This window comes from Streptomyces sp. NPDC030021 (genome assembly GCF_055574035.1).
This window is the reverse complement of the sequence record NZ_JBVIAH010000025.1, coordinates 60058-82132: the sequence shown is the minus strand read 5'-3', so window position 1 is coordinate 82132 and position 22075 is coordinate 60058. Positions and strand designations below refer to the sequence as shown.

Genomic DNA, 22075 nt, shown 5'->3' with positions numbered 1-22075 from the left:
GCCCTGAGGGCCGTCCCGGGGGGTCAACGGGCCACCGCCAGGCAGTACTCCTCGTCTCCGGCGAGGAGGTTGCGGTGGGTGTCCTCGGCCGTGATGACCCCGTCGTCCAGGACGAGCACGCGGTCGGCGGCGTCCAGGAGGGCCGGGCTGCTGGTGATCACGACGGTGGTGCGGCCGCGGCGCAGCTTCGCGATGTTGCGTGCGATGAGCTGCTCGGTGACCGCGTCGACGGCCGTGGTCGGATCGTGCAGGACGAGGATGTCGGCGTCGGCGGCCAGGGCGCGGGCCAGGGAGAGCCGTTGGCGCTGTCCGCCGGAGAGGTTCGCGCCGCGGTCACGGACTCCGTGATCGAGTCCTTCGCGGTGGAGGGCGACGACGTCGGTCAGCATGGACGCCTCGACGGCCGCGTCGACCGTGCGGCTGGTGCCCGACGGGTCGATGTTCGTGCGGAGGGTGCCCGCGAAGATCTCCCCGTCGTACGGGTTCACCAGCATGTGCTCGCGGACCGCCTCGATCGACAGGGCGGCGAGCTCCTCCCCGCCGATCCGCACCGCTCCTTCGTACGCGTGTGGCGGAACCTTCACGGCCAGGATCGCGGCGAGGTCGGCCGCCGCACCTGGCTGGTAGACGGCGATCGCTACGAACTCGCCGGCCGGCACCTGGAACTTCAGGGCGCGCAAGGTCCCGTAGCGGACGCAGTCGACCTCCAGGCCACCGCCGGCGGCCGGGCGCTCCGGCCCGTGGGTGGCCACCGGGGGCGCGGCCAGCACCAGCGCCATGCGCTCGGCCGAAGCGCGCGCCATCATCACGTACTTGGGCATGTCCGAGAACAGCTTCAGCGGTTCCATGATGAACTGGGCGAGCCCCACGGCCATGACGAGCTCCCCGACGGTGATGTGGCCGTTGAAGGCGAGCCAGCCGGCCGTCAGGGTCACGCCGGCGGCGAGCGCCGCGTTCAGGGCCATGGCGGTGCCCGCGTACGCGCCGTTCACCCCGGCCACGGTGATCGCCTGGTGCTTGGCCTCCGTGCTGACCTTCCGGTAGGACCGGAAGGCCGCGTGGTTGCCGCCGAAGCCGTGCAGCGGGCGCAGGCCGGTGATCAGGTCGGCCACCTTCGCGCCCGCCCGGGCCACCCGGGCCTGCTGTTCGCGGGTGCTGGAGCCGATCCGCCGGGACATCACGCTCAGGACGGAGAGGATCAGGGCGGTGCCCATGATCACCAGCAGGCCGAGCCGGAGGTCGGCCAGTCCCAGCGCGACCGCCGCGACCAGCACGGCGACCAGTGAGCTGATCAGCAGCGGCACCACCTCGATGATGTCGGCCGTCTGGTCGGCGTCCTCGGTGGCGATGGTCAGCACCTCGCCGGACTTGAGGCCGGCGTCCCTGGCCACCGGCTCCAGCCCGCAGTCCGCGACCCGCACCCGCCAGCGGTGTGCCTCGGTCGTGTTGGCCTTCTGCAGGATGCGCATGCCGAACCGCCACGACAGCGACACGGTCGTGATGATCACGGCCAGGGCACCGATCGACAGGGCGAGCGCGCCGGGGCTGCGGTCCTGCATCGTGTGCTCGACGATCAGGCCGAGCGCGATGGGGAAGGCGGTCTCACCGGCCTGGTAGAGGCCCATGAGGACGGTGCCCCAGGTCATGGCGCCGATGTTGCGGCGCAGGGCGGTCTTGAGGATGTCGGACCCCGGTCGGGGCCGCTGCGTGTCAGGAGTTTTCATCGAGGTGGCGGGCAATCATTTCCGGGGTTCGCAGGGTGAACAGATCGCGGACCGTGATCACGGGACCGTACTCCCGGCGGAGGAGGCCGATCAGCCGCACCGCCAGCATGGAGTGCCCTCCCAGGGACACGAAATCACTCAACGCGCTCACCTCGTCGTCGTCCAGGTCGAGTGCTTCGGCGAAGAACTCGCACACGACGGTCTCGGTCCCGGTCTCCGGGCCGCGCTCCCCCGCCGTGGTCAGCGTGCCCAGTGGCCGGGCCTCCGGCAACGCCTTGGTGTCCGCCTTCCCGTTCACGGTCAGCGGGATGCGGTCGACCTGGGCGTAGTGCGTCGGGCGCAGGAAGTCCGGCAGCGCGGCCCCCACCTCGGCGGCGACCGCCGCCAGGTCGGAGCCGCCCGGGCCGCCGAGTACGAGGTAGGCGGCCAGCCGGTACGCGCCGTCGACCTGCGGGTCGGGCTGGGCGACCGCGGCGACGAACCGCACCGCCGGGTGTGCGGCGAACGCGGCCTCGACCTCGCCCGGTTCGACGCGGTGTCCGCGGATCTTGACCTGCTGGTCGGTGCGGCCCAGGTACAGCAGGTTCCCGTCGGGCCGCCGGGCCACCAGGTCCCCGGTGCGGTACATGCGTTCGCCGGGTGCGCCGAACGGGCAGGCGACGAACCGGTCGGCGGTCTGGGCGGGCTGCCCGAGGTAGCCGCGCGCGATGCCGATGCCCGCCACGTACAGCTCGCCGGGGACTCCGTCCGGCAGCGGTCGCAGCCACGGGTCCAGGACGTACACGTCCGTGTTGTCGATGGCCACGCCCACCACCGGGTCCTGGCATTCGAAGGTGCCGACGCCCAGGGTGTTGATGGTGTATTCGGTGGGGCCGTACAGGTTGTAGCCGGCCGTGCCTTCGGTGTCGGCGAGCCGCTGCCACAGGGCCGGGGTGACGGCCTCGCCGCCCAGCAGCACCAGGGCGGGCCGCCTCTCGGGGTGGTCGAGCAGTCCCTCGGCCACCAGCTGCTGCGCGTAGGTCGGGGTCACGTTGATGACGTCGATCCCGTGCTCCAGGCAGTACTCGACGAGGCGGGGGGCGTCGCGCCGCAGTTCCTCGTCGCAGATGTGCACCTCGTGGCCGTCGGCGAGCCAGAGCAGTTCCTCCCACGACATGTCGAAGGCGAAGGACACGGTGTGGGCGATGCGGAAGACCCGGTGGCCGTGGTCCGCCAGCACCGGCTCGAAGATCCGGCGCTGGTGGTTGATCAGCATGTTGGTGAGCCCGGCGTACTCGGTCACCACGCCCTTCGGCCTGCCGGTGGATCCGGAGGTGTAGATCGTGTACGCGGGGTGGCGCAGGCGGTCCGGGTCGTCGGGTGCGAAGGTCACGAACGGGTCGGCCTCGGGGAGGGGCCGGTCCAGTTCGATCAGGTCGCCGGTCAGCCGGGGCGAGACGGCGCTCACGGTGAGGGTCACGTCCGGGCGGGCGTCCGCGACGATGGCGGCGATCCGCTCGTCCGGGTGGTCCAGCTCCAGCGGCACGTACGCGGCGCCCACGCGCAGTACGGCGAAGAGCGCGACGATCGAGTCGAGGGAGCGCGGGACGGCGAGGGCCACCGTCGTCCCGGGTCCGATGCCGCGTGCGGCAAGCACGCCCGCCAGCTCCCGGCTGCGGTCGCGGAGCCGCTCGAAGGTCATGGTCCGGCCGTGGGCGACGAGCGCGACCCGCCGCGGATCGCGGTCGGCCGCCACGTCGAACCGGTCGACCACGGTGTCCGTGCCGACCTCCGTGCGCGCGGCGGGCACCGGCTCGGGGCCCGCGCCCGGCAGCGTGCCCACGGGCCCGGTGGAGCGGGCCAGGTCCCCGAGCAGGTCCAGGTAGTCGTCGAGGAGCTTACGGGCGGCCGCGGTGTCGTGGTCGCGGTACTCCAGCTTGACCGTGAGCCGGTCGCCGGGGGTGACGACCCAGGTGAACGGATAGTGCGTGGAGTCGTCGGCCCGGACCGCGGTGATGCCGTGCCGGGTGTTCATCTCGGCGAACGCGTCCATGTCCAGGAAGTTCTGGAGCACGAACAGGTTGTCGAACAGGGTGTCGTGGCCGCCGGCCCGCTGGATCTCGCCGAGTCCGAGGTGCTCGTGCTCCATCGCCTCGACCCGGGCCGCCTGTACGGCCGTCAGATAATCCCGGACGGAGTCGTCCGGCCGGGCCCTGGTCCACATGGGCACCGTGTTGAGCAGGACACCGACGACGTCGGAGAGGTCCTCGCCCTCGCGGCCGGAGACGGTCACACCGAACACGGCGTCGGCGCGGCCGGTGCGGGCGCCGAGCAGGAGCCCGAACGCGCCGGTCAGCACCGAGTTGAGGGTGACCCCGTACGTCCGGGCGACGTCCCGCAGCAGCTGCGACGCTTCGGCGGAGAGCGTGTGCACGAGTGTCCGCGGCAGGTCGTCGACCAGGGCCGGCGCCGGTCCGGCCAGCAGCGTGGGGCCGGGGAGACCGGCCAGGTGCTGCGCCCAGAAGCGTTCCGAGACGGCCGGGTCCCTGGCGTCGAGCGCCCGGGCGTAGTCCTCGAAGCTCGCGGTCGCCGGGGTCGCGGGCGTCAGCGTGCCCGCGAGGGCGTCCTCGTAGGCGTCGAACAGGTCCCGCAGCACGATCTTGCGGGACCAGCCGTCCCACAGCAGCAGGTGGTAGCTGAGGAGCAGGCCGTCGCGGTCGCCGGGCAGCCGCACCACGGTCAGGCGGATCAGTGGCGGCTCCCCCGGGTCGAATCCGGTGTCGCGGTCGCGGGCGAGCAGGGCGTCGACCTCCGCCTCCGTCGCGAGGCCGACCGTACGGACGCCGACCCGCCGGCCCGCGCCCAGGACCTGGACGGCCCTGCCGTCGTCGTCGGTGGTGAAGCCCGCGCCCACGACCGGGTGCCGGGCGATCACCCAGGCCATCGCCTCGGCCAGCGCGTCGGTGTCCAGGCGCCGGTCGAAGGTGAACCAGCTCTGCGCGACGTAGTGTCCGGCCGGGCCCGCCAGCTGCGCCTGGAAGAACAGGCCGCGCTGGAGCGGGGTGACCGGCGCGGTGCGCTCGGCGGTCGCGGAGGCGACCGCGATGTGCTCCAGGGCGGCGAGCCAGTGCTCGGCGATCTCGTCGGGTATGCCCTCGGCGAGGGTGAAGACCGCGTGCAGGCTTCCGGTGGCCGCGTCGGTCCAGGCGTTGACCTCGACGGCGTACGGGCTGCCCTCGTCGGCGCCGGTGAGGTGGAGGGCCTGCGACTCGCCGCCCCGGCCGAGGTAGTTGAACAGCACCTGAGGGCGGGCGGCGAGCAGCGGGGCCGTCTGCGGGTTGAGGTACCGGAGCCCGCCGTACGCAATGTGCGCGCGCTCGTCCGGCTGGCGTTCGGCGGCCTCGCGGGCCGCGGCGACGGGGTCGGTGTGCGCCGTGAGGCGTACCGGGGCGATGGCGGTGAACCAGCCGACCGTACGGGTGTAGTCGTGGTGTGCCGATGCCGGGACCCGGCCGTGCCGCTCCAGCTCGATCGCCAGATCGGTGGGCGAGGGCTGGATGCGGGTGAGCGCGGTGCGCAGCGCGCCGCACAGCAGCTCGGTGAGGCCGACGCCGAGTGCGGCGGGCGCGGTACGTGTCACCTGGTCGCTGATCTCGGGCGGGAGGACGACGGTGGCCTCGCGCGGCCGCTCGGCCACGGGCAGCAGCGGGGGTGCCTGGAGGGTGGTGATCCAGTGCCCGAGGTCGTCGGTCTCGTGGGCCGACCGGTCGGCCAGTGCCTGCGCGTACTCGGCGTAGGAGGTGGTCGGCGGCGCCATCGGGTTCCCGCGCAGGGCGGTGGCGATGTCGTCCAGCAGGATCAGCCAGGAGACGGCGTCGACGGCGAGGTGGTGCACGGTGACCACGAGGGTCCGGGTCGCCTCCAGCCAGGAGAACGCGATGACGTCCCCGGTCTCGGGGTCGAGCCGTCCGGCGGCTTCGTCCGCCGCGGCCGTCGCGTCGGGCGCCTCGCTGCGTACGACGGTGACCGTGCGGGCGGGTTCGGTGCGCAGGGCCCACACCCCGTGCTCGGTGCGCAGCCGCAGCCGCAGGGCCGGGTGTGCGGCGACGGCGGCGTTCGCGGCGCGCTCGGCGTCGGCGTGGCCGGTGCCCTCGGCCGCGACCAGGAACCGGGCCTGGGCGAACCGGGCGAGGGATCCGCCGAGTTCGCGCCGGCGCAGGATGATCGGGGTCGGGGTCAGCGGGCCGTCCTCGCGGGGCGCGGGTACGGGTGCGGATGCGCCGGGCGCCGCCGGGGGCGGGGTGCTCGTCGCCAGGTGCTCGGCGAGCGCGCGCGGGGTCCTGAGCAGGAACACGTCCCGGGGGGCGATCGCGAGGCCCAGGGCCCTGGCCCGGTTGACGACGGTGATGGCGAGGATGCTGTCGCCGCCGGCCCGGAAGAAGTCGCTGTCGCCGTCGACGGCGGTGCCGGGCAGGGTCTCGGTGAAGATGCCGGCCAATGCGGTGAGCGCGGAGCCGGTCGCGGCAGCCGGTGCGTCGTGCGACGCGGCGCGGGCGGTCAGGACCTTGCGGTCCAGTTTGCCGTTGACCGTCAGCGGCAGGGCGTCGACCGGCAGGACCAGGCCGGGCACCATGTGGACGGGCAGCTTCGAGGCCAGCAGGCCGGCGAGGTCGCCAGGCACCCGGCCCACGACGTGCGCGACCAGGTGGTCCGCGCTGTCGGCCACGGTGACGGCCACGTCGACCACACCGTCGAGTTCCCGGATGGCGGACTCCACCTCACCGAGCTCGATGCGGAAGCCCTTGAGCTGCACCTGGTCGTCGGCGCGGCCGGTGAACTCCAGCTCGCCGGCGAGCGTCCGGCGGGCGAGGTCGCCCGTGTGGTACATCCGGGAGCCGTCGGCCGCGAACGGGTCCGCAACGAACCGGCCCGCGGTGAGGGACGGGCGCCCCAGGTAGCCGAGGGAGACCTGGTCGCCGGCGACGTAGATGGCGCCCACCCGGCCCGGCGGGACCGGCCGGAGCCGGTCGTCGAGCAGGTAGGTGACCAGTCCGGGGATCGGGCCGCCGATCGGGCTGACGTCGTTGCCGGGGCGGAAGTCCTCGTCGGTCAGGACCCGGTGTGTGACGTGCACGGTGGTCTCGGTGATGCCGTACATGTTGACCAGCTCGGGCGAGGCCGTCCCGTACCGCTCGACCCAGCCGCGCAGCCGCCCGGGATCCAGTGCCTCGCCCCCGAAGATGATCCGGCGCAGGGTGGTGGCGGGCTCATCCGCGTGCCGGTCGGCCTCGATGAACTGGTAGAAGGCCGACGGGGTCTGGTTGAGGACGGTCACCCGGCGCTCGCGCACCAGGCGGTGGAAGTCGACGGGTGAGCGGGTCAGTCCGTACTCCGGCACGAGCAGCTCGGCGCCGTGCGCCAGCGCGCCCCACAGCTCCCACACCGCGAAGTCGAAGGAGTACGAGTGGAACTGGACCCACACGTCGTGCGGGCCGAAGTCCATGGCGGGCCGGGTGTTCGCGAGCAGGGTCACCACACTGGAGTGCGGGACGACGACGCCCTTGGGCCTGCCGGTCGACCCGGACGTGTAGATCACGTACGCGGGATCGTGCCAGTCGGCCCCGGGCCCGTCGGCATCCCGGGCGGCCTGGGCGTCCCGGGCCACCGGGTCGCCCTGCGGCGGCCGCTCCCCCTGTACGAGCACTCGGGCCGGTACGCCCGCCCGGGCCAGCAGCCGCGTGAAGCGGTCCCGGTGCTCCGGGTCCACGAGCACGACCTGCGGAGCCGCGTCGGTGAGGATGTACTCCAGGCGTCGGTCCGGGTGCGCGAGGTCCAGCGGTACGTACGCACCGCCCGCGGTGACGACGGCGACGAGGGCGACGACCTGTTCGAGGGAGCGCGGGACGGCGACGGCGACCCGTTCGCCCGGCCGGACACCGGCGGCGCGCAGGGCCCGGGCCAGCTCGTCCTTCGCGGCGGCCAGTTCACCGTAGGTCAGTGACCGGCTGCCGCCGTCGAGGGCGCACCGGGTGACGGCGGTGGCGGCCGGATCGCGGCGCGCGGCGGCGTCGAAGAGTGCGCCCAGCGTCGTCGGGGTGATCCGTGCGGGGGGCCGGGCGCCGGTGGGAGCCAGGTCGTCGACGAGGTCGTCCGGCCGGGTCAGCAGGCCGGTGAGGGTGCGGGTGAAGGTGTGCAGGATCGTCCGGGCGGTCGGCTCCCGCACCAGCGCGCCGTCGTGGATCAGGTTGAAGCGGGGGCGGCCGTCGAGCGCGCGCTCCACCACGAGGGTCAACGGGTAGTGCGGCGCGCCCTCGTTCACGATGTCGCCGATGACGAGCGTGTCCCCGGGTCCGCGCAGGCCCGCCACATCGGTCGCCACGTCGAACACCACCAGGGTGTCGAAGAGCGGGCCGGATCCGCTGAGGCGGCTGATGCGCGCCAGGGAGACGTACTGGTGTGCCAGCACCGCGCTCTGGTGGTCCCGAACCGAGGCGAGCAGGTCGCTCGCCGTGGTGGTGGCGGCCCACCGGGCGCGCACGGGGATCGTGTTGATGAACAGACCCACCATGTCCCCGATGCCGGGTACGTCGGCGTCGCGCCCGGACACCGTGGAGCCGAAGACGACGTCCCTGCCCTGCAGGAGGCCGCCGAGCGTCGCCGCCCAGGCGCTGTGCACGGCCACGCTGAGCGGGACGCCGGCGGACCGGGCGGCCTCGTCGATGTCCCCCTCCGGCGAGGTGGCGGTGTCGGCGAACCGGTCGGACGGCGTGTGCCCCTCGGCGACCAGCGAGGGGCCGGGGAGCCCGGCGAGCTGTTCGCGCCACACCCGGTCGCTCTCGTCCTCGTCGCGTTCGGCGAGCCGGCGCACGTAGTCGGTGAAGCCGCCGAGCGGGTGCACGGTCCCCGGCGCGTGGTACTCGGTCAGCAGCGCGCGGAGCATCGGGGGCACCGACCAGCCGTCGGCGATGATGTGGTGCACGGTCTGCACCAGGACGCTGCGGGCGGGGCCGGTGCGGATCAGCGTGTACCGCATCAGCGGGCCGCTCGCCAGGTCGAACCCGGCGCGGCGGTCCCGCTCGGCGTGCTCGCGGATCTCCTCGTCGGTGGTGCCGGGGCGGTCCAGGGTGGTGAACGGGGCCTGGACCCCGCCCTCCAGTACGGAGACCACGCGGCCGTCGGCGAGGGCCGTGAACCGTGCGGCCAGGTTGGGGAAGAGCGTGAGCAGGCGGGTGGCCGCCGCCGCGAGCCGGTCGGCGTCCACCTCTCCGTCCAGGGTCAGGAGCTGCTGCTCGACGTAGCTGCCCGCGGAGTCGTCGTCGAAGACCGAGTGGAAGTAGAGGCCCTCCTGGAGCGGGGTCAGCGGCAGGACGTCCCGCAGCGCCGGACCGTCCAGCTCGTCGACGTCGGCCTGGGTGAGCGCCGGCATGGCGAAGTCGCCGGGCGAGTGGCCACCCAGGCCGAGGGCGGCCAGGTCGAGTGCGGCCAGTGCGGCCAGTCCGGCCAGGGCCTCGCGGAAGTAGCCGCCGATGGTCTCGATGTCCTGGTCGGTGAGCAGCCCGTCGGGCCAGGAGAGGGTGGTGACCAGTTCGTACGCGCCGCCGGCCGAGGCGGGTTCGGCGATCGCGTTGAACTCCAGGGCGCGCGGAAGCCGCATCCCGGGGTCGCGCTTCTCGCCCAGCTGACCGGTGGTGTGCGCGAGTTCCCAGTCGCCTGAGGATCCCGCGTCGAAGCGGCCCAGGTAGTTGAAGAGCACCTGGGGGGCGGGCGCGTCGAACGAGGTGTCGGCCAGGTAGCGCAGGGCGCCGTAGGAGACGCCGTTGCCCGGCACCCGCGCGAGGTCCTCCTTGACCGCCTTGAGCGCGGCGACCAGGTAGGCGGGAGCCGTGAGGTCGGTGGCCGCGCCGGGGTCGACGGTCACCGGGAACAGGGTGGTGAACCAGCCCACGGTCCGTGACAGTTCCGGCTCGAAGCCGGCGGAGTCCGCCACGTGGCGTCCCTCGCGGCCGTGGCCCTCCAGTTCGATGTGCGCGAACGTCTGGTCCTGCCCGAGGTCGCGGCGCCATCGGGCGAGGGTGACGGCGAGTGCGGTCAGCAGCACGTCGTTGACGCCTGCGTGGAACCTCGCGGGGACCTCGCCCAGCAGCGCGGCCGTGACGTCGGGGCCGGCCGAGAGGGTCGTCGTGCGTTCCCGGGCGACGGTGTCGGCCGCGGACAGCGCGCGCCGGCCCAGCGGGGCGTCCGTCCCGGGCAGGGCGCGCCGGAAGTGGGCGAGGTCGGCGTCGAACCCCGCGCGCGCCAGGAGCTGCGTCCAGCGCCGGAACGACGTGCCCACCGGGGGCAGGTCGATCGGCGCTCCCGAGACGTACCAGCGCCATGCCGTGGAGAGGTCCTCCATCAGGATCCGCCAGGACACGCCGTCGATCACCACGTGGTGGGCGACCAGGACCAGCTGGCGCGCCTCGCGGCGCCAGACGGCGCGCAGCATCACGCCGTCGGCCGGGTCCAGCCCCGCGGTGGCGAGCGCGACGCACTCGTCGAGCGGCCGGTCGCTCTCCTGCCATCCCGCTACGGCCCGGTCCGCCTCCGGGATCTCGAAGCTCCAGCGCTCGCCCCGCACCAGCTTGGCGCGCAGCATGTCGTGCCGTGCGACCACGGCGGTGAGGACGGCGTCGAGCGCGTCGGCCGTCAGGTTCGCCGGGGTGTTCAGCACCACCGACTGCACGAAGCCGTCGACGGCGTCCGTGGTCGCGCCGAGCCACTGCACGATCGGCGATCCCACGACCGTGCCGGTGGCGACGTCGCCGTGGTCCACGGCGGCCGCTTCGCGGTCCGCGACCGCCGCCAGCGCGCCCACGACGCTGTGGGTGAAGATCTGGCGGGCCGTGACGTGGAGGCCCGCCTCGCGCAGGGCGCTCAACAGGGAGATCGCCAGGATGCTGTCTCCGCCGAGCTGGAAGAAGTCCTGGTCGACGCCGACCGCGTCACGCCGCAGCACCGCCGCGACCGCCGCGCACACCAGGCGCTCGTTCTCGGTGACGGGCGGGGCGAGCGCGCCCGCGCCGGCCTGGGGCTCCGGCAGCGCGCCCCGGTCGAGCTTGCCGTTGGCGGTGAGCGGGAACTCCTTCATCACGACGATGTGGGCGGGCACCATGTACTCGACCATGTGCCCGGTGGCCCACTCCTTGACCTCGTCGGCGCGCAGGTCCTCGCTCCCGGTGGCGGGGATCACGTAGCCCACGAGGTAGGTGCCGCCGGCGGTGTTCTTCTTCGCGACGACGCAGGTGTGGCGTACCGCAGGGTGCTCGGCGAGGCCTACCTCGACGTCCTCGATCTCCAGGCGCATGCCGCGGATCTTGATCTGATTGTCGGCGCGGCCGAGGAAGTCCAGGGATCCGTCGGGGGCGAAGCGGGCGAGGTCACCGGTCCGGTACAGCCTGGATCCGTCCGTGGCGAAGGGGTTCGCGACGAACCGGGAGGCCGTCAGGCCGGGCGCGCCCGCGTAGCCGCGCCCGAGCAGGAACCCTCCGACGTACAGCTCGCCGCCGACCCCGACCGGGACCGGGCGCAGTTCGTCGTCGAGGACGTACAGCTGGGTGTTGGGGTTGGCCTTGCCGATCGATGTCGACAGGCGTTCCGCGGCGCCCCGGTAGATGACGTGCGAGACGCCGATCGTCGTCTCGGCCGGGCCGTAGCCGTGGTACATGGGTATGCCGAGCCGGGTGCGGAAGCGCTCGTACAGCTCCGGGGTCAGCACCTCGCCGCCGCACCACACGTGCCGCAGGCTGTCCAGCCGTCCGGAGTCGCCCGCGATCTCCAGCAGTACGTCCAGCATGGACGAGACGAGGTAGGTGAAGGTGACGCGCTGCTCGGCGATCACGCGCAGCAGGTGGTGCGGGTCGCGTTCGCCGCCGGGGCGCAGGACCACCAGCCGGCCGCCGCACACCAGCGGCAGGAAGATCTCGTTGATGGAGATGTCGAAGGACAGCGGCGCCTTGAACAGCGACGCGTCGTCGTGGCCGAAGCCCAGGATCTCCTCGACCTGCCACAGCAGGCGCTCGCTGATGGCCTCGTGGCGGATCATCGCGCCCTTGGGCCGGCCGGTCGAACCGGAGGTGAAGATCACATAGGCCAGGGCGTCGCCGGGGACGGTGACCCCGGTCCCCTCGCCGGGGTAGGAGCCGAACCGCCAGTCGCCGAGGTCGACGGGCACGGCTTCCGGTTCGTCCGGGGCGTGTTCGCCGGAATGGTTGAGCTGCAGGACGACGCGGGCGTCGGCGATGACGACGGAGCGGCGCGCCGCGGGCCACTGCGGATCGAGCGGTACGAACGCGGCTCCCGCCTGGAGCACGCCGAGCAGGCCGATCACCATGGCGGCGGAGCGGTCGAGGGAGATGGCGACGACCTGTTCGGCGGTGAGGCCGCGTTCGATCAGGTGGTGGGCCAGCTGGCCGGAGAGTTCGGCGGCCTGGCGGTAGGTCAGCGAGCGGTGCTCGTCGACGACGGCGACGGCGTCCGGCCGCAGGCGTGCCTGCTCGCGGAACATCTCGACGACGGTCGGGCGGATCCGGTCCGCCCCGGTGTCGTTCCACTCGGCCAGCGTCGCGAGCCGCTGCGCGACGCCGGAGGGGCCGATGGTGGAGAGGGGCCGGTCCGGGAAGTCGGCCAGGTCGTCCAGGGCGAGCTGCGCGTCGGCCGGCACGACGCCTTCCGGAAGGGTGATGCTCCGGCCGGCCGGGCCGTCCGGGCCGTCGAGGCCGTCCGTCCCGACCTCCCAGCCGGCCGTTCCCGCACCGCCGTTGTCCGCCCAGCCGAGGACGTCGGCGAAGAGGGTGCCGGGGGTGAGTTCCAGGCCGTCGGGGCTCTGGCCCGTGGCCCAGTAGGCCAGTGCGACGGCGCACGCCCGGGCGACGGTCGTGTCGCTGTAGTCGCCGGATCGCCGGCGCACGTCGGCCAGGCGGGTGGGAGAAAGCAGCACGAGAGGAGCGGTCGATTCCGTCATCGAAGGCTCAACGCCCTTTCCAGATCGATATGTTGGCCCAACCGAAAAAGTGGGCGGCCTAGCTGCCTTCGCGCCAGGCCCGCCACAGTCGTGCGTAGCGGCCGCCCAGGGCCACCAACTCCTCGTGCGTCCCCTGCTCCACGACGCGTCCGGCGTCCAGTACGGCGATCCGGTCCGCCGCCATCGCCTGGGTCAGCCGGTGTGCCACGAACAGCGTGGTCCGTCCCGCGCACGCGGCGAGCACGGCCCGTTCCAGCTCGGCCGCGCCCTCGCTGCCCGCCTCCGCCGTGGACTCGTCGAGCACCACGACGGGGGTGCGGCCCAGCACCAGCCGGGCCAGGGCGATGTGGGCGACCTTGGTGACGTCGAGGCGTTCGCCGCCCTCGCCGACCAGGGTGTGCAGGCCGTCGGGCAGCGCGTCGACCCAGCCGTCGGCTCCGACCGTGCGCAGGGCGTCCATCAGCCGGCCGTCGGTCGCCTCCGGTGCGGCCAGGCGCAGGTCCTCGGCGAGCGGTCCGGAGAAGACGTGGGTCTCCTGCGTCAGGATGCTGACCAGGGCCCGCGCCCCGGCCTCGTCGAGACCGGCGAGGTCGGTGGACCCTATGCGCACGGACCCGGTCTGCGGGGTGCCGATACCCGCGATCAGCGCGGCCAGGGTGGACTTGCCCGCGCCCGTCGCCCCGACCAGGGCGAGCGAGGTGCCGGCCGGGATCGTGAGGTCGACGTCCCGGACGACCGGATCCTCGGAGTCGGGGTAGCGGAACGTCAGCCCGCGCACGGTCACGGGCACGGGGTCCGGCGGGTCCGCCGCCTCCGCCACGGCCAGGGCGCCCACCAGCCGGTCCTCCGCGTCCTCCTCCAGCACTCCGACCAGGCGGGTCAGGCTCGCGCCCGACTTCTGCGCCTCGTCGAAGGTGAACATGATGGAGCCCAGCGGGGTGAAGAGGCGGTGGAAGAGCAGCGGGGCCGCGGAGACCTCGCCGAGGGTGGCGGCGTCGGCCTCCAGGAGGGCGTACCCCACCACGATGATCAGGACCAGCCCGATGAACTCGGCGCGGTTCTCCCGGCCGACGAACCGGCCGAAGAGCCGGAACACCTCGATGCCGAGGTCGCGTACCCGCCACGACTCGCGGGTGACCTCCTCGCGGACGGCCCCTTCGAGGCGGTACGCCCGGACCGTGTCTATCCCGTTCAGCCCGCTGATCAGGGCCTGCGCGCGGTCGGCCTGGGCCGCCCGCTGCTTCTGGTAGAGCGGGGCGGAGCGGGGCAGGTACCAGCGCAGGGCCAGCCCGTACGCGGGCAGCGCGCAGGCACCGGCCAGACCGAGCCGCCAGTCCAGGCCGAACATGCCGATCGTGGCGATGACGACCAGCACCCCGGCCGAGAACACGGTGGGGACGGCCGTCCTGATGCCTTTGGACAGGACGGCCACGTCGTCACCGACCCGGGAGAGCACGTCCCCCCGGCCGACCTGCTCGACCCGGGCGCTCGGCATCCCGAGCACCGCCCGGACGGCGCCTTCGCGCAGCCGGGCGAGCAGGTCCGCACCGAGGCGCCCGATGAGGTAGGTCGACAGGGCGGTGGCCGCGGCGCCGAGCAGCGCGGCGGCCACCATCAGCACCCCGGTCGTGACCAGGATCGAGCGCGGTCCACCCGCGACCACCCCGTCGACGACCCGGCCGAGCAGGAGCAGCGGGAGCACCTGGAGGGCCGCCCCCGCCACCGTGGTGAACACGGTGGCGAAGGTCAGCCACGGCACCTCGCGGCAGTGCGCCGTGACCCAGCGGGTGGCCTCGCGTCCGGTCGTCGTGCGCAGGGTCGACGGGGCGACGGGCGTGGCGGTGAGGCTCACACCTGGCCGACCGACTTGACGAGTTCGTCGATGGCGTACGGCAGGGAGAGCAGGGTGCCCTGGGACATGGCCGCGCCGACGGCCGGGCCCTCGCTGTCGAGGAGGTAGGAGACCTTGCCGTTCTTGACCGCGTTCAGGTTGGTGAACAGCTGGAACTTCTTCAGCGCTTCCTGGTCCGCCTTGTCGGCGATGACGAAGATGCGGTCGACGTCGACGAGGTCCATGCGCTCCGGGGAGAGCGTGGTGTAGAACTTGCCGTCCGCGATCTTGTCGATCTCGGTCTGGCCCTTGTAGCCGATGCCCGTCACCAGCCGGCCGCGCACGTCGGTGGTGGTGAAGGGGGCCACCGAGTCCTTGTACCAGGACAGGGGGACGGCGGTCTGGTTCGCGAAGTCGGGGTGCGTCTTCCTGGCCGAGTCGAGCTTGTCCTGGATGCCCTTCACCAGTTCGGTGCCCTTGGCCTCCTGGCCGAGCGCCTTGGCGATGTGGACGGCGTTGTCCTGCCAGGAGGCGCTGAACGGCTCCTTCTCGGCCTTGGTGCGGCCCACCGTTGGGGCGATCTTGGTGAGCTTCTCGTAGGCGGCCTGGTCGATCTCGGAGTACACGGCGATGATCAGGTCCGGCCGCAGGGCCGCGATCTTCTCGTAGTTCGGGCCGGCGTCACCGTTGTTCATGATGACCTCGGGGCGGGCGTCGCCCCACTTCTCCTTCACCCACGGCCACTGGGTGTTGATGTCGGGAGAGGTGCCCGGCGGGTTCGGATACTGGTCGACCATGCCGACCGGCTTGATGCCGAACGCCAGGATGGCCTGGTCGTCGGTGTACCCGACCGAGACGACCCGCTTGGGAGCCTTCTCGACCTTGGTCGATCCGAAGGCGTGCTCCACGGTGACCGGGAAGGTGCCCCCGGCGGCCGGGGCGCCGTCGCTCTTCTTGTCGGCCTGGTCCGCCGAATCGGAACCGCATCCGGCCAGGAGGCCGACACCGAGGGCCGCGGCGGAGGCTCCCGCCGCCAACCGCTGCCAGGGCTTCAAACGTGTCGTTCGATGGAAAAGCATCCGAAATCCCTTGCTTTCGTGCCGTCCATTGCAGTTCCGCCCGAGGGCAGCCAAACCCTACCGCGCTCAAGTGAGGCTAGCCTAGCCTTACTTGCGGCGTAACTTTGTTTGATCTAGGGGGTGTCTTGTCGGTCGGGCCGGATCAGGGAGCAGTGTCCGGTGCGTGCGATCGCACGGCCGAGGAGGGAGTCGACGCGGAGCGTCGGCGACCGACGAGAACGCGGCGAGCGAGCGTGCCGGGCGCCGCGAGCCCGGCCTGACCGGCAAGACACCCCCTAGGGGGTGTTCACGTGGGCGCGGCCGATGGGGACGACGAGCGGGCGGTCCCCCACCGGGTCGTCGATCACTTTGGCGCGCAGCCCGAACGCCTCGTACAACAGCTCGGCGGTGATCACGTCACGGGGGTGCCCCTGCGCAAGGATCGAACCGGCCTTCATCACGATGAGGTTGTCGCTGTAGCGGGTGGCCAGGTTGAGGTCGTGCAGCACCAGCACCACGGTGCATCCCGACTCGTGCAGGTCGTCCACGAGGTCGAGCACGTCGATCGCGTGCGCCAGGTCCAGATAGGTGGTCGGCTCGTCCAGGAGCAGCAGGTCGGTGCCCTGAGCCAGCGTCATCGAGATCCAGACCCGCTGCCGCTGCCCGCCGGACAGGGCGTCGACCGGGCGGTCGGCCAGGTCGGACACCCCGGTCATGGCCAGGGCCCGCGCCACGACGTCGGCGTCGTCGGAGGACCACTGCCGCAGCCAGCTCTGGTGCGGATGGCGGCCCCTGGCCACGAGGTCGGCCACCGTGAGCCCCTCCGGCGCCACCGGAGCCTGCGGCAGCAGGCCGAGCTTCCTGGCCACGTCCCGGGTCCTGAGCCGGCCGATGTCCTCGCCGTCCAGCACGACCGATCCGCTGGTCGGTTTGAGCAGCCGGGACAGGGTCCGCAACAGGGTCGACTTCCCGCACCCGTTGGAGCCGATGATCGTGGTGATCACCCGCGGCGGGATCGACACGTGCAGGTCGTCGATGACGACCCGGCCGCCGTACCCGACGGTGACCCCTCTGGCCGCCAGCCGTGCGGCCTCGGCCCCGTCGGACTCGATCCCGGCGATCTGCGATACGGCCACAACTCCCCCTGAAGTAGGCATGTCTGAAGGGTCTGAGGGTCTGATGTCTGACGGTCTGATGTCTGACGGTCTGTGGGTCTGCGGGTCTGCGGGGATGTCGGCTAGCGGAGGTTGGCCCGCACCAGCAGATGGATGAGGAAGGGGCCGCCGATCACGGCGGTCACCACGCCGACCGGGAGGGTGATCGGCAGGGCCGTACGGGCGACGAGGTCCGCGCCGATCAGCAGCAGGGCTCCGACCATCCCGGAGGCCGCCATCGGCGGTGTCGGGCACTTCGCCAGCCGCATCGCCACCTGGGGCGCCACCAGCGCGACGAACGGGACCGGGCCGGCCGCGCTCACCGCCACGCCGGCCAGCAGCACCGCGCACAGCAGCAGCACCGCCCGCACCCTCGTGTACCGGACGCCCAGGCCCGCGGCGACGTCGTCACCGAGGTGCAGCGGCTTGAACTGGAAGGCGACCACCGTCACGACGGCCATCAGGGCGAGGGTGCACCACAGCGCCACACCCACGTCGTCCCACGACCGGTTGTCCAGCGAGCCGACCAGCCAGGCCTGGGCCCGGGCCACGTCCCTGATGTCGGCCGTGACCAGCAGCCAGGTCGTGACCGCCTCCATCACGGCGCTCACCGAGATGCCGATGAGGATGAGCCGGAAACCGTCGATCCCGCGCCGCCACGCCAGGAAGTACACGAGGAGCCCCGTGCCGAGGCCTCCCGCGAGCGCCGCCCCGGACAGGCCCACGGAGTTGACGACCGCCGTGGCGGTCCCGCCCGACACCGTCACCAGGAACACCGCGACCGCGCCGGCGCCCCCGGTGATCCCCAGGATGTCCGGGCTGGCCAGCGGATTGCGCGCGATCGACTGGGTGATCGCCCCGGACACCCCGAGCGCGACACCCACGACGAGCCCGGCCAGGGCGCGCGGCATCCGCAGGTCCATGATCACGAACTTGTCGACCTGCTCGCCCCCGCCCACGACCGTGGCCATCACCCGCGACAGGCCGATGGGGAAGTCCCCCACACCGATGGACACGCAGAACACGAGGAAGGTCGCCGCCGCCAGCAGCAGCGTGACGCCCACGACCCACGGTCGCCATACGAACGAGACGGGGCCGAGCCGTACGCCCGGCGTCACCGATGCCAATGCCTTCACCCCGGTCCCGGTCATGCGCTCTTGAACTTTCCGCGCCACACCAGGGCCGCGAAGAACGGGGCTCCGAGGAGGGCCACCACGACCCCCGCGTCCAGCTCCCCCGGCCGCACCAGCAGGCGCCCCGCTATGTCGCAGACCAGCAGGACGATGGCGCCGAGCAGGCCCGCGTACGGCACCAGCCAGCGGTAGTCCGGCCCGGTCAGGTACCGGGCCATGTGGGCCACCATCAGGCCGAGGAAGGCGATGGGGCCGCACGCCGCCGTAGCGGCTCCCGCGAGCAGGGTGACGGCGGCGATGCCGATGGTCCGGCTCAGCACGATGTTCACCCCCAACCCCCGCGCGACGTCGTCGCCGAGGTTGAGCAGGTTGAGGGCGGGCAGCGTGATCAGCGCGAGCACCAGCCCGACGGCGACGAACGCGAGCACCGGCCGGATGACGTCGAACCCGACACCGGCCACGGAGCCCGCGTTCCAGAACCGCAGGGCGTTCAGCGAGGCCTTGTCGGACAGCGCGACCGCCGTGGTCATCGCGGCGAGGAACACCGTGACCCCTTGTCCGGCCAGTGCGAGGGTCAGCGGGTTACCTGCCCCCCGGCCGATGCTCGCCAGTCCGAAGACGACGACGCCGGCGACCGCGGCGCCCAGGAAGGCGAACCAGACGTACTGGAGCGGGTTGGCGAACCCGAACAGGGCGATCACCAGCACCACGGCGAAGGAGGCACCGGAGTTCACGCCCAGCAGGCCCGTGTCGGCGATCGGATTGCGCGTGTACCCCTGGATCAGCGCTCCACCGACCCCCAGGGCCACGCCCGCCACGACCGCGAGCACCGTGCGCGGCACCCGTACGGTCCGCACGATGAGCCGTATCTCGGTGAGCCGCTGGTCGGGGTCCGGCGCCGCCGACAACCCGCGCCACACCTCGGCGGGGGTCAGCGCCCGCGCGCCGACGGCCAGGGACACCACCACGGCGGCCACGAGGACCAGCACCAGGGTGACCGAGCCCACGACCCGCCGCCGCCGGGCCTCCGTCACGCCCCTGGGCACGGGGCGTTCCACTGCAATGGTGCCCATGTCGCTCTACGTCATCCCTTCGATCCACCACCCGGACGGGTCGGCACGCCGACGCAGCCGCGACCGAAACTTAGGCAAAGCTAAGCTGATTCCCTGGCGCGCTGTCGATAGACAAAACGGACACGCAGGAGTGAGAGGCCACCAACTCGCCCTCAAATATGTACTGTTGATCGATTAGATTAGCCTAACCTTACTTCACCTGATCGGCGCCGCACAAACGCGGCCCGGCCGATGGCCGGGGCGCGCTCCGGTCCGCGAGGAGTCGGGGCCGTCAGGTGTGCAGGCGGCTGTTGGGGCCGTCCTGGTCCCCGGCGCTCTCGTCGTTGAACCAGTAGTCCCCGGCCGCCAGGTACCGGAAGGAATGGGTGCTCTTGCTGGGCAGCTCGACGGTCACGGCGCGCTTGCCGTCCTTCCGGCGGGCCAGGGTGTGGACACCGGGCTGCCAGTCGTTGAAGTCGCCCACCACGCTGACCGGTCCCGGCGGGGTGTCGACGGGCAGGATGAAGGTGACCTCGGTGCGGTCCTTGCGCAGTTTGCGCTCCAGCATGGTGAGCTCCTGACAACGGCAGTGGGGGTGGTACGCCGCCCATAGTCGGCGGCGGACGCACCGGACGCACCCCGGCGCCGCCACTCCCACCGCGGACCCACTACATCGAGTGACCCGCGGGCACGCAATGTCACCCTGCGTGTCGACGCTGCCGGGATGCCGTCCCCTCCGCTCCTGTCAAGGTACGAATGGCCGGGACTACGGCCTCGTCCCGCCTCCGGGCACGGTGGATACCGACCTTCCTGCGCGAGAGCAGGAACGAATCGCCGTCCGTACCGGAGGCATCCATGTTCCGCCGCGCAGGGGCCTTCGTGACCCGTCACCCCCGACTCGTCCTCGTCGGCGCGCTCGTCTTCCTCGTCCTGTCCGTCCTTTTCGGCATGGATGCGACCGGACGGCTGAAGACGCAGGGATACGACGATCCGCGGTCCGAGTCCAGCCGCGCCGCGCACCTGGCCGCCGAGCGCCTGGGCGCCTCCCCGAACCTGGTCCTCGTGGCCCAGAGCCGCAGCGGTTCCGTGGACGACCCGCCCGCCCGCGGCGCGGGCGAGGAGCTGACCGGAAAGCTCGCCGCGCAGCCGCACGTGAGCGCCGTGACCTCGTACTGGACCGGCGGCGCGGCGGAGCTGCGCAGCCGCGACGGCCACGCGGCGATGCTCGTCGCGTACGTGGACGGCGAGGGGGAAGAGCTCGCGGCGCGGGCCGAGCGGCTGCGCGCGGAGCTGGCCACCCCGGCCGACGCCGGGAAGGCCCTGACCGTGCACGTCGGAGGGAGCGCCCTCGTCGACGCCGAGCTCCAGGACATCTCGGAGTCCGACCTGAAGCGGGCCGAGTCCGTCGTCCTGCCGGGCACCCTGATCCTGCTGGTCCTGGTGTTCGGCAGTGTGGTCGCCGCGGCCCTGCCCCTGCTGATCGGGGTCCTCGCCATCGCCGGGACGCTGCTGGTCCTGAGCGTTCTCGGCAGCGTCACCGACGTGTCCGTGTTCGCGCTGAACCTCACCACGGCGCTCGGCCTGGGGCTGGGCATCGACTACGGACTGCTGATCGTCTCGCGGTTCCGGGAAGAGCTCGCCGCCGGATTCCTCCCGAGTACCGCCGCCGTGCGGACGGTGCGCACCGCCGGCCACACGATCGCCTTCAGCGCCGCGACGGTCTCCGCCGCGCTCGCCACCCTGCTGGTGTTCCCGCCGTACTTCCTGCGCTCCTTCGCCTACGCGGGCATCGCCGTGGTGGCGATCGCGGCGGTGAGCGCCGTGACCGTACTGCCCGCCCTGCTCGCGCTGCTCGGGAAGCGGGTGAACGCCTGGGCCGTGCCGTGGCGCCGCAAGGCCCGCTCCGGCTCCCGGTCCGGATTCTGGGAGGGGCTGGCGCGGATCGTCGTACGCCGCCCGCTGATCGCGGCGCTGCCGGTGATCGGCCTGCTGGTGCTGCTCGCCGCGCCCTTCGCGCACGCCGATTTCGCCACCCCCGACGACCGGGCACTGCCGTCGAGCGCGTCCAGCCGGCAGGCCGGCGACCTGGTGCGCGACCGGTTCGACATGAAGGGATCCGGCGCGCTGACGGTCGTCACCACGGGCGACGCCTCCCCGTCGGAGCGGGTGGAATACGCCCGTCGCCTGTCCGCGTTCCCGCAGGTCGCCCAGGTCGTGGGACCCGACGGCGGCTTCCGGTACGGGGCTCGGGCAGCGGTCTCCGGATCGGCCGCAGCCGCCACCCGGCCCGCCGCGGACGGCCCGGTCCGGCTCTCCGTGGTGCCGCTGGTCGACCCCCAGTCGCACGCCGCCCAGCAGCTCGTCCACGACATCCGCGCGATCCCCGCCCCTGCGGGGACCGAGGTCCTGGTCGGCGGACCGAGCGCGGTCCTGGTCGACGCCAAAGCGACCGTGGGCGACCGGATCCCGCTGGCGCTCGCGCTGATCTCCGTCACCACCTTCGCGCTGCTGCTGGGCTTCACGCGCAGTCTGCTGCTGCCGCTGAAGGCCATCGCGCTGAACGCGCTGAGTCTCGCGGCCGTCCTCGGCGCCATGGTGTGGGTCTTCCAGTCGGGTCATCTGCACCAGCTGCTCGGCTTCACTCCGGGGCCCCTCAGTACGACCATGCCGGTCCTGCTGTTCTGCATCGTCTTCGGACTCTCGGTGGACTACGAGGTGTTCGTCCTCGCGCGCATCAAGGAGGCGCACGAAGCCGGGCAGGACAACGCCCGTTCGATCGTCACGGGCATGGCCCGCACGGGCGGCATCGTCACCACCGCCGGGGCGCTGCTCGCCTTCACCCTCCTGAGCTTCGGCACCTCGCAGGTGTCCCTGCTGCAGTTCTTCGGGATCGGCGCGGGCCTCGGCGTCCTCCTCGACGCCACGCTCGTACGGGGGGTCCTCGTACCGGCGCTCATGCGCCTGGCCGGCGGCCTGAACTGGTGGGCGCCGCGTCCCATCCGGCCCAAGGAGCCGCTCCCGGCGTCCCGTCCGCCCCCGGCCCCCGTCCGCAGGTGTCCCGCGGCCCGGCCGGCCCTGCGGTCCCCGGCCCGCGCGCGCCACTGACCACCGGCCCGTACCCGTACCCGTACCCGTCCCCTCCCCC

9 protein-coding genes are annotated in these 22075 nt (G+C 72.6%); 1 reads left to right on the top strand and 8 read right to left on the bottom strand.

The features are described from left to right. Positions 1-23: 23 nt before the first annotated feature. The 8 genes from ACZ4YL_RS35300 to ACZ4YL_RS35265 form a co-directional block, all read right to left on the bottom strand. A complete protein-coding gene (locus tag ACZ4YL_RS35300) occupies positions 24-1724 on the bottom strand; it encodes an ABC transporter transmembrane domain-containing protein (RefSeq protein WP_468121999.1) in 1701 nt (566 codons plus the stop codon). Further along, positions 1711-12702 carry an amino acid adenylation domain-containing protein gene (locus ACZ4YL_RS35295; RefSeq protein WP_468121998.1) on the bottom strand — a complete coding sequence of 3664 codons (10992 nt, stop codon included), beginning with the start codon at positions 12700-12702 and terminating at the stop codon, positions 1711-1713. The genes ACZ4YL_RS35300 and ACZ4YL_RS35295 overlap by 14 nt, the downstream gene beginning before the upstream one ends. Positions 12703-12760: 58 nt before the next feature. Next, a complete protein-coding gene (locus ACZ4YL_RS35290; protein WP_468121996.1) occupies positions 12761-14554 on the bottom strand; it encodes an ABC transporter ATP-binding protein in 1794 nt (597 codons plus the stop codon). Continuing rightward, on the bottom strand, positions 14551-15612 hold the full coding sequence (locus ACZ4YL_RS35285) for an iron-siderophore ABC transporter substrate-binding protein (RefSeq protein ID WP_468121994.1): 1062 nt from the start codon (positions 15610-15612) through the stop codon (positions 14551-14553). Before ACZ4YL_RS35285 ends, ACZ4YL_RS35290 begins: the two co-directional genes overlap by 4 nt. Positions 15613-15887: 275 nt before the next feature. Beyond that, positions 15888-16748: an ABC transporter ATP-binding protein gene (locus ACZ4YL_RS35280; RefSeq protein ID WP_468121993.1), complete on the bottom strand. Its 861-nt coding sequence runs from the start codon at positions 16746-16748 to the stop codon at positions 15888-15890. 80 nt (positions 16749-16828) lie between these two features. Beyond that, complete coding sequence (locus ACZ4YL_RS35275; RefSeq protein ID WP_468121992.1) at positions 16829-17896, bottom strand: FecCD family ABC transporter permease; 1068 nt, start codon at positions 17894-17896, stop codon at positions 16829-16831. After that, entirely contained in the window at positions 17893-18951 is a 1059-nt protein-coding gene (locus tag ACZ4YL_RS35270; protein ID WP_468121991.1) for a FecCD family ABC transporter permease, read from the bottom strand. Before ACZ4YL_RS35270 ends, ACZ4YL_RS35275 begins: the two co-directional genes overlap by 4 nt. Positions 18952-19222: 271 nt before the next feature. Next, positions 19223-19498 carry an isoamylase early set domain-containing protein gene (locus ACZ4YL_RS35265; RefSeq protein ID WP_030384091.1) on the bottom strand — a complete coding sequence of 92 codons (276 nt, stop codon included), beginning with the start codon at positions 19496-19498 and terminating at the stop codon, positions 19223-19225. A 311-nt stretch (positions 19499-19809) separates the two neighbouring features. Here ACZ4YL_RS35265 and ACZ4YL_RS35260 point away from each other — a divergent pair, with 311 nt between their 5' ends. Continuing rightward, positions 19810-22035, top strand: coding sequence for an MMPL family transporter (locus tag ACZ4YL_RS35260; RefSeq protein WP_468121990.1), 2226 nt, complete (start codon positions 19810-19812; stop codon positions 22033-22035). Positions 22036-22075: the final 40 nt, after the last annotated feature.

What these genes read in the sequence shown, in the direction of transcription:
- ACZ4YL_RS35265 (WP_030384091.1), bottom strand. Translation starts at nt 19,498, where the DNA reads ATGCTGGAGCGCAAACTGCGCAAGGACCGCACCGAGGTCACCTTCATC.
- ACZ4YL_RS35285 (WP_468121994.1), bottom strand. Translation starts at nt 15,612, where the DNA reads ATGCTTTTCCATCGAACGACACGTTTGAAGCCCTGGCAGCGGTTGGCG.
- ACZ4YL_RS35275 (WP_468121992.1), bottom strand. Translation starts at nt 17,896, where the DNA reads ATGACCGGGACCGGGGTGAAGGCATTGGCATCGGTGACGCCGGGCGTA.
- ACZ4YL_RS35280 (WP_468121993.1), bottom strand. Translation starts at nt 16,748, where the DNA reads ATGCCTACTTCAGGGGGAGTTGTGGCCGTATCGCAGATCGCCGGGATC.
- ACZ4YL_RS35295 (WP_468121998.1), bottom strand. Translation starts at nt 12,702, where the DNA reads ATGACGGAATCGACCGCTCCTCTCGTGCTGCTTTCTCCCACCCGCCTG.
- ACZ4YL_RS35270 (WP_468121991.1), bottom strand. Translation starts at nt 18,951, where the DNA reads ATGGGCACCATTGCAGTGGAACGCCCCGTGCCCAGGGGCGTGACGGAG.
- ACZ4YL_RS35300 (WP_468121999.1), bottom strand. Translation starts at nt 1,724, where the DNA reads ATGAAAACTCCTGACACGCAGCGGCCCCGACCGGGGTCCGACATCCTC.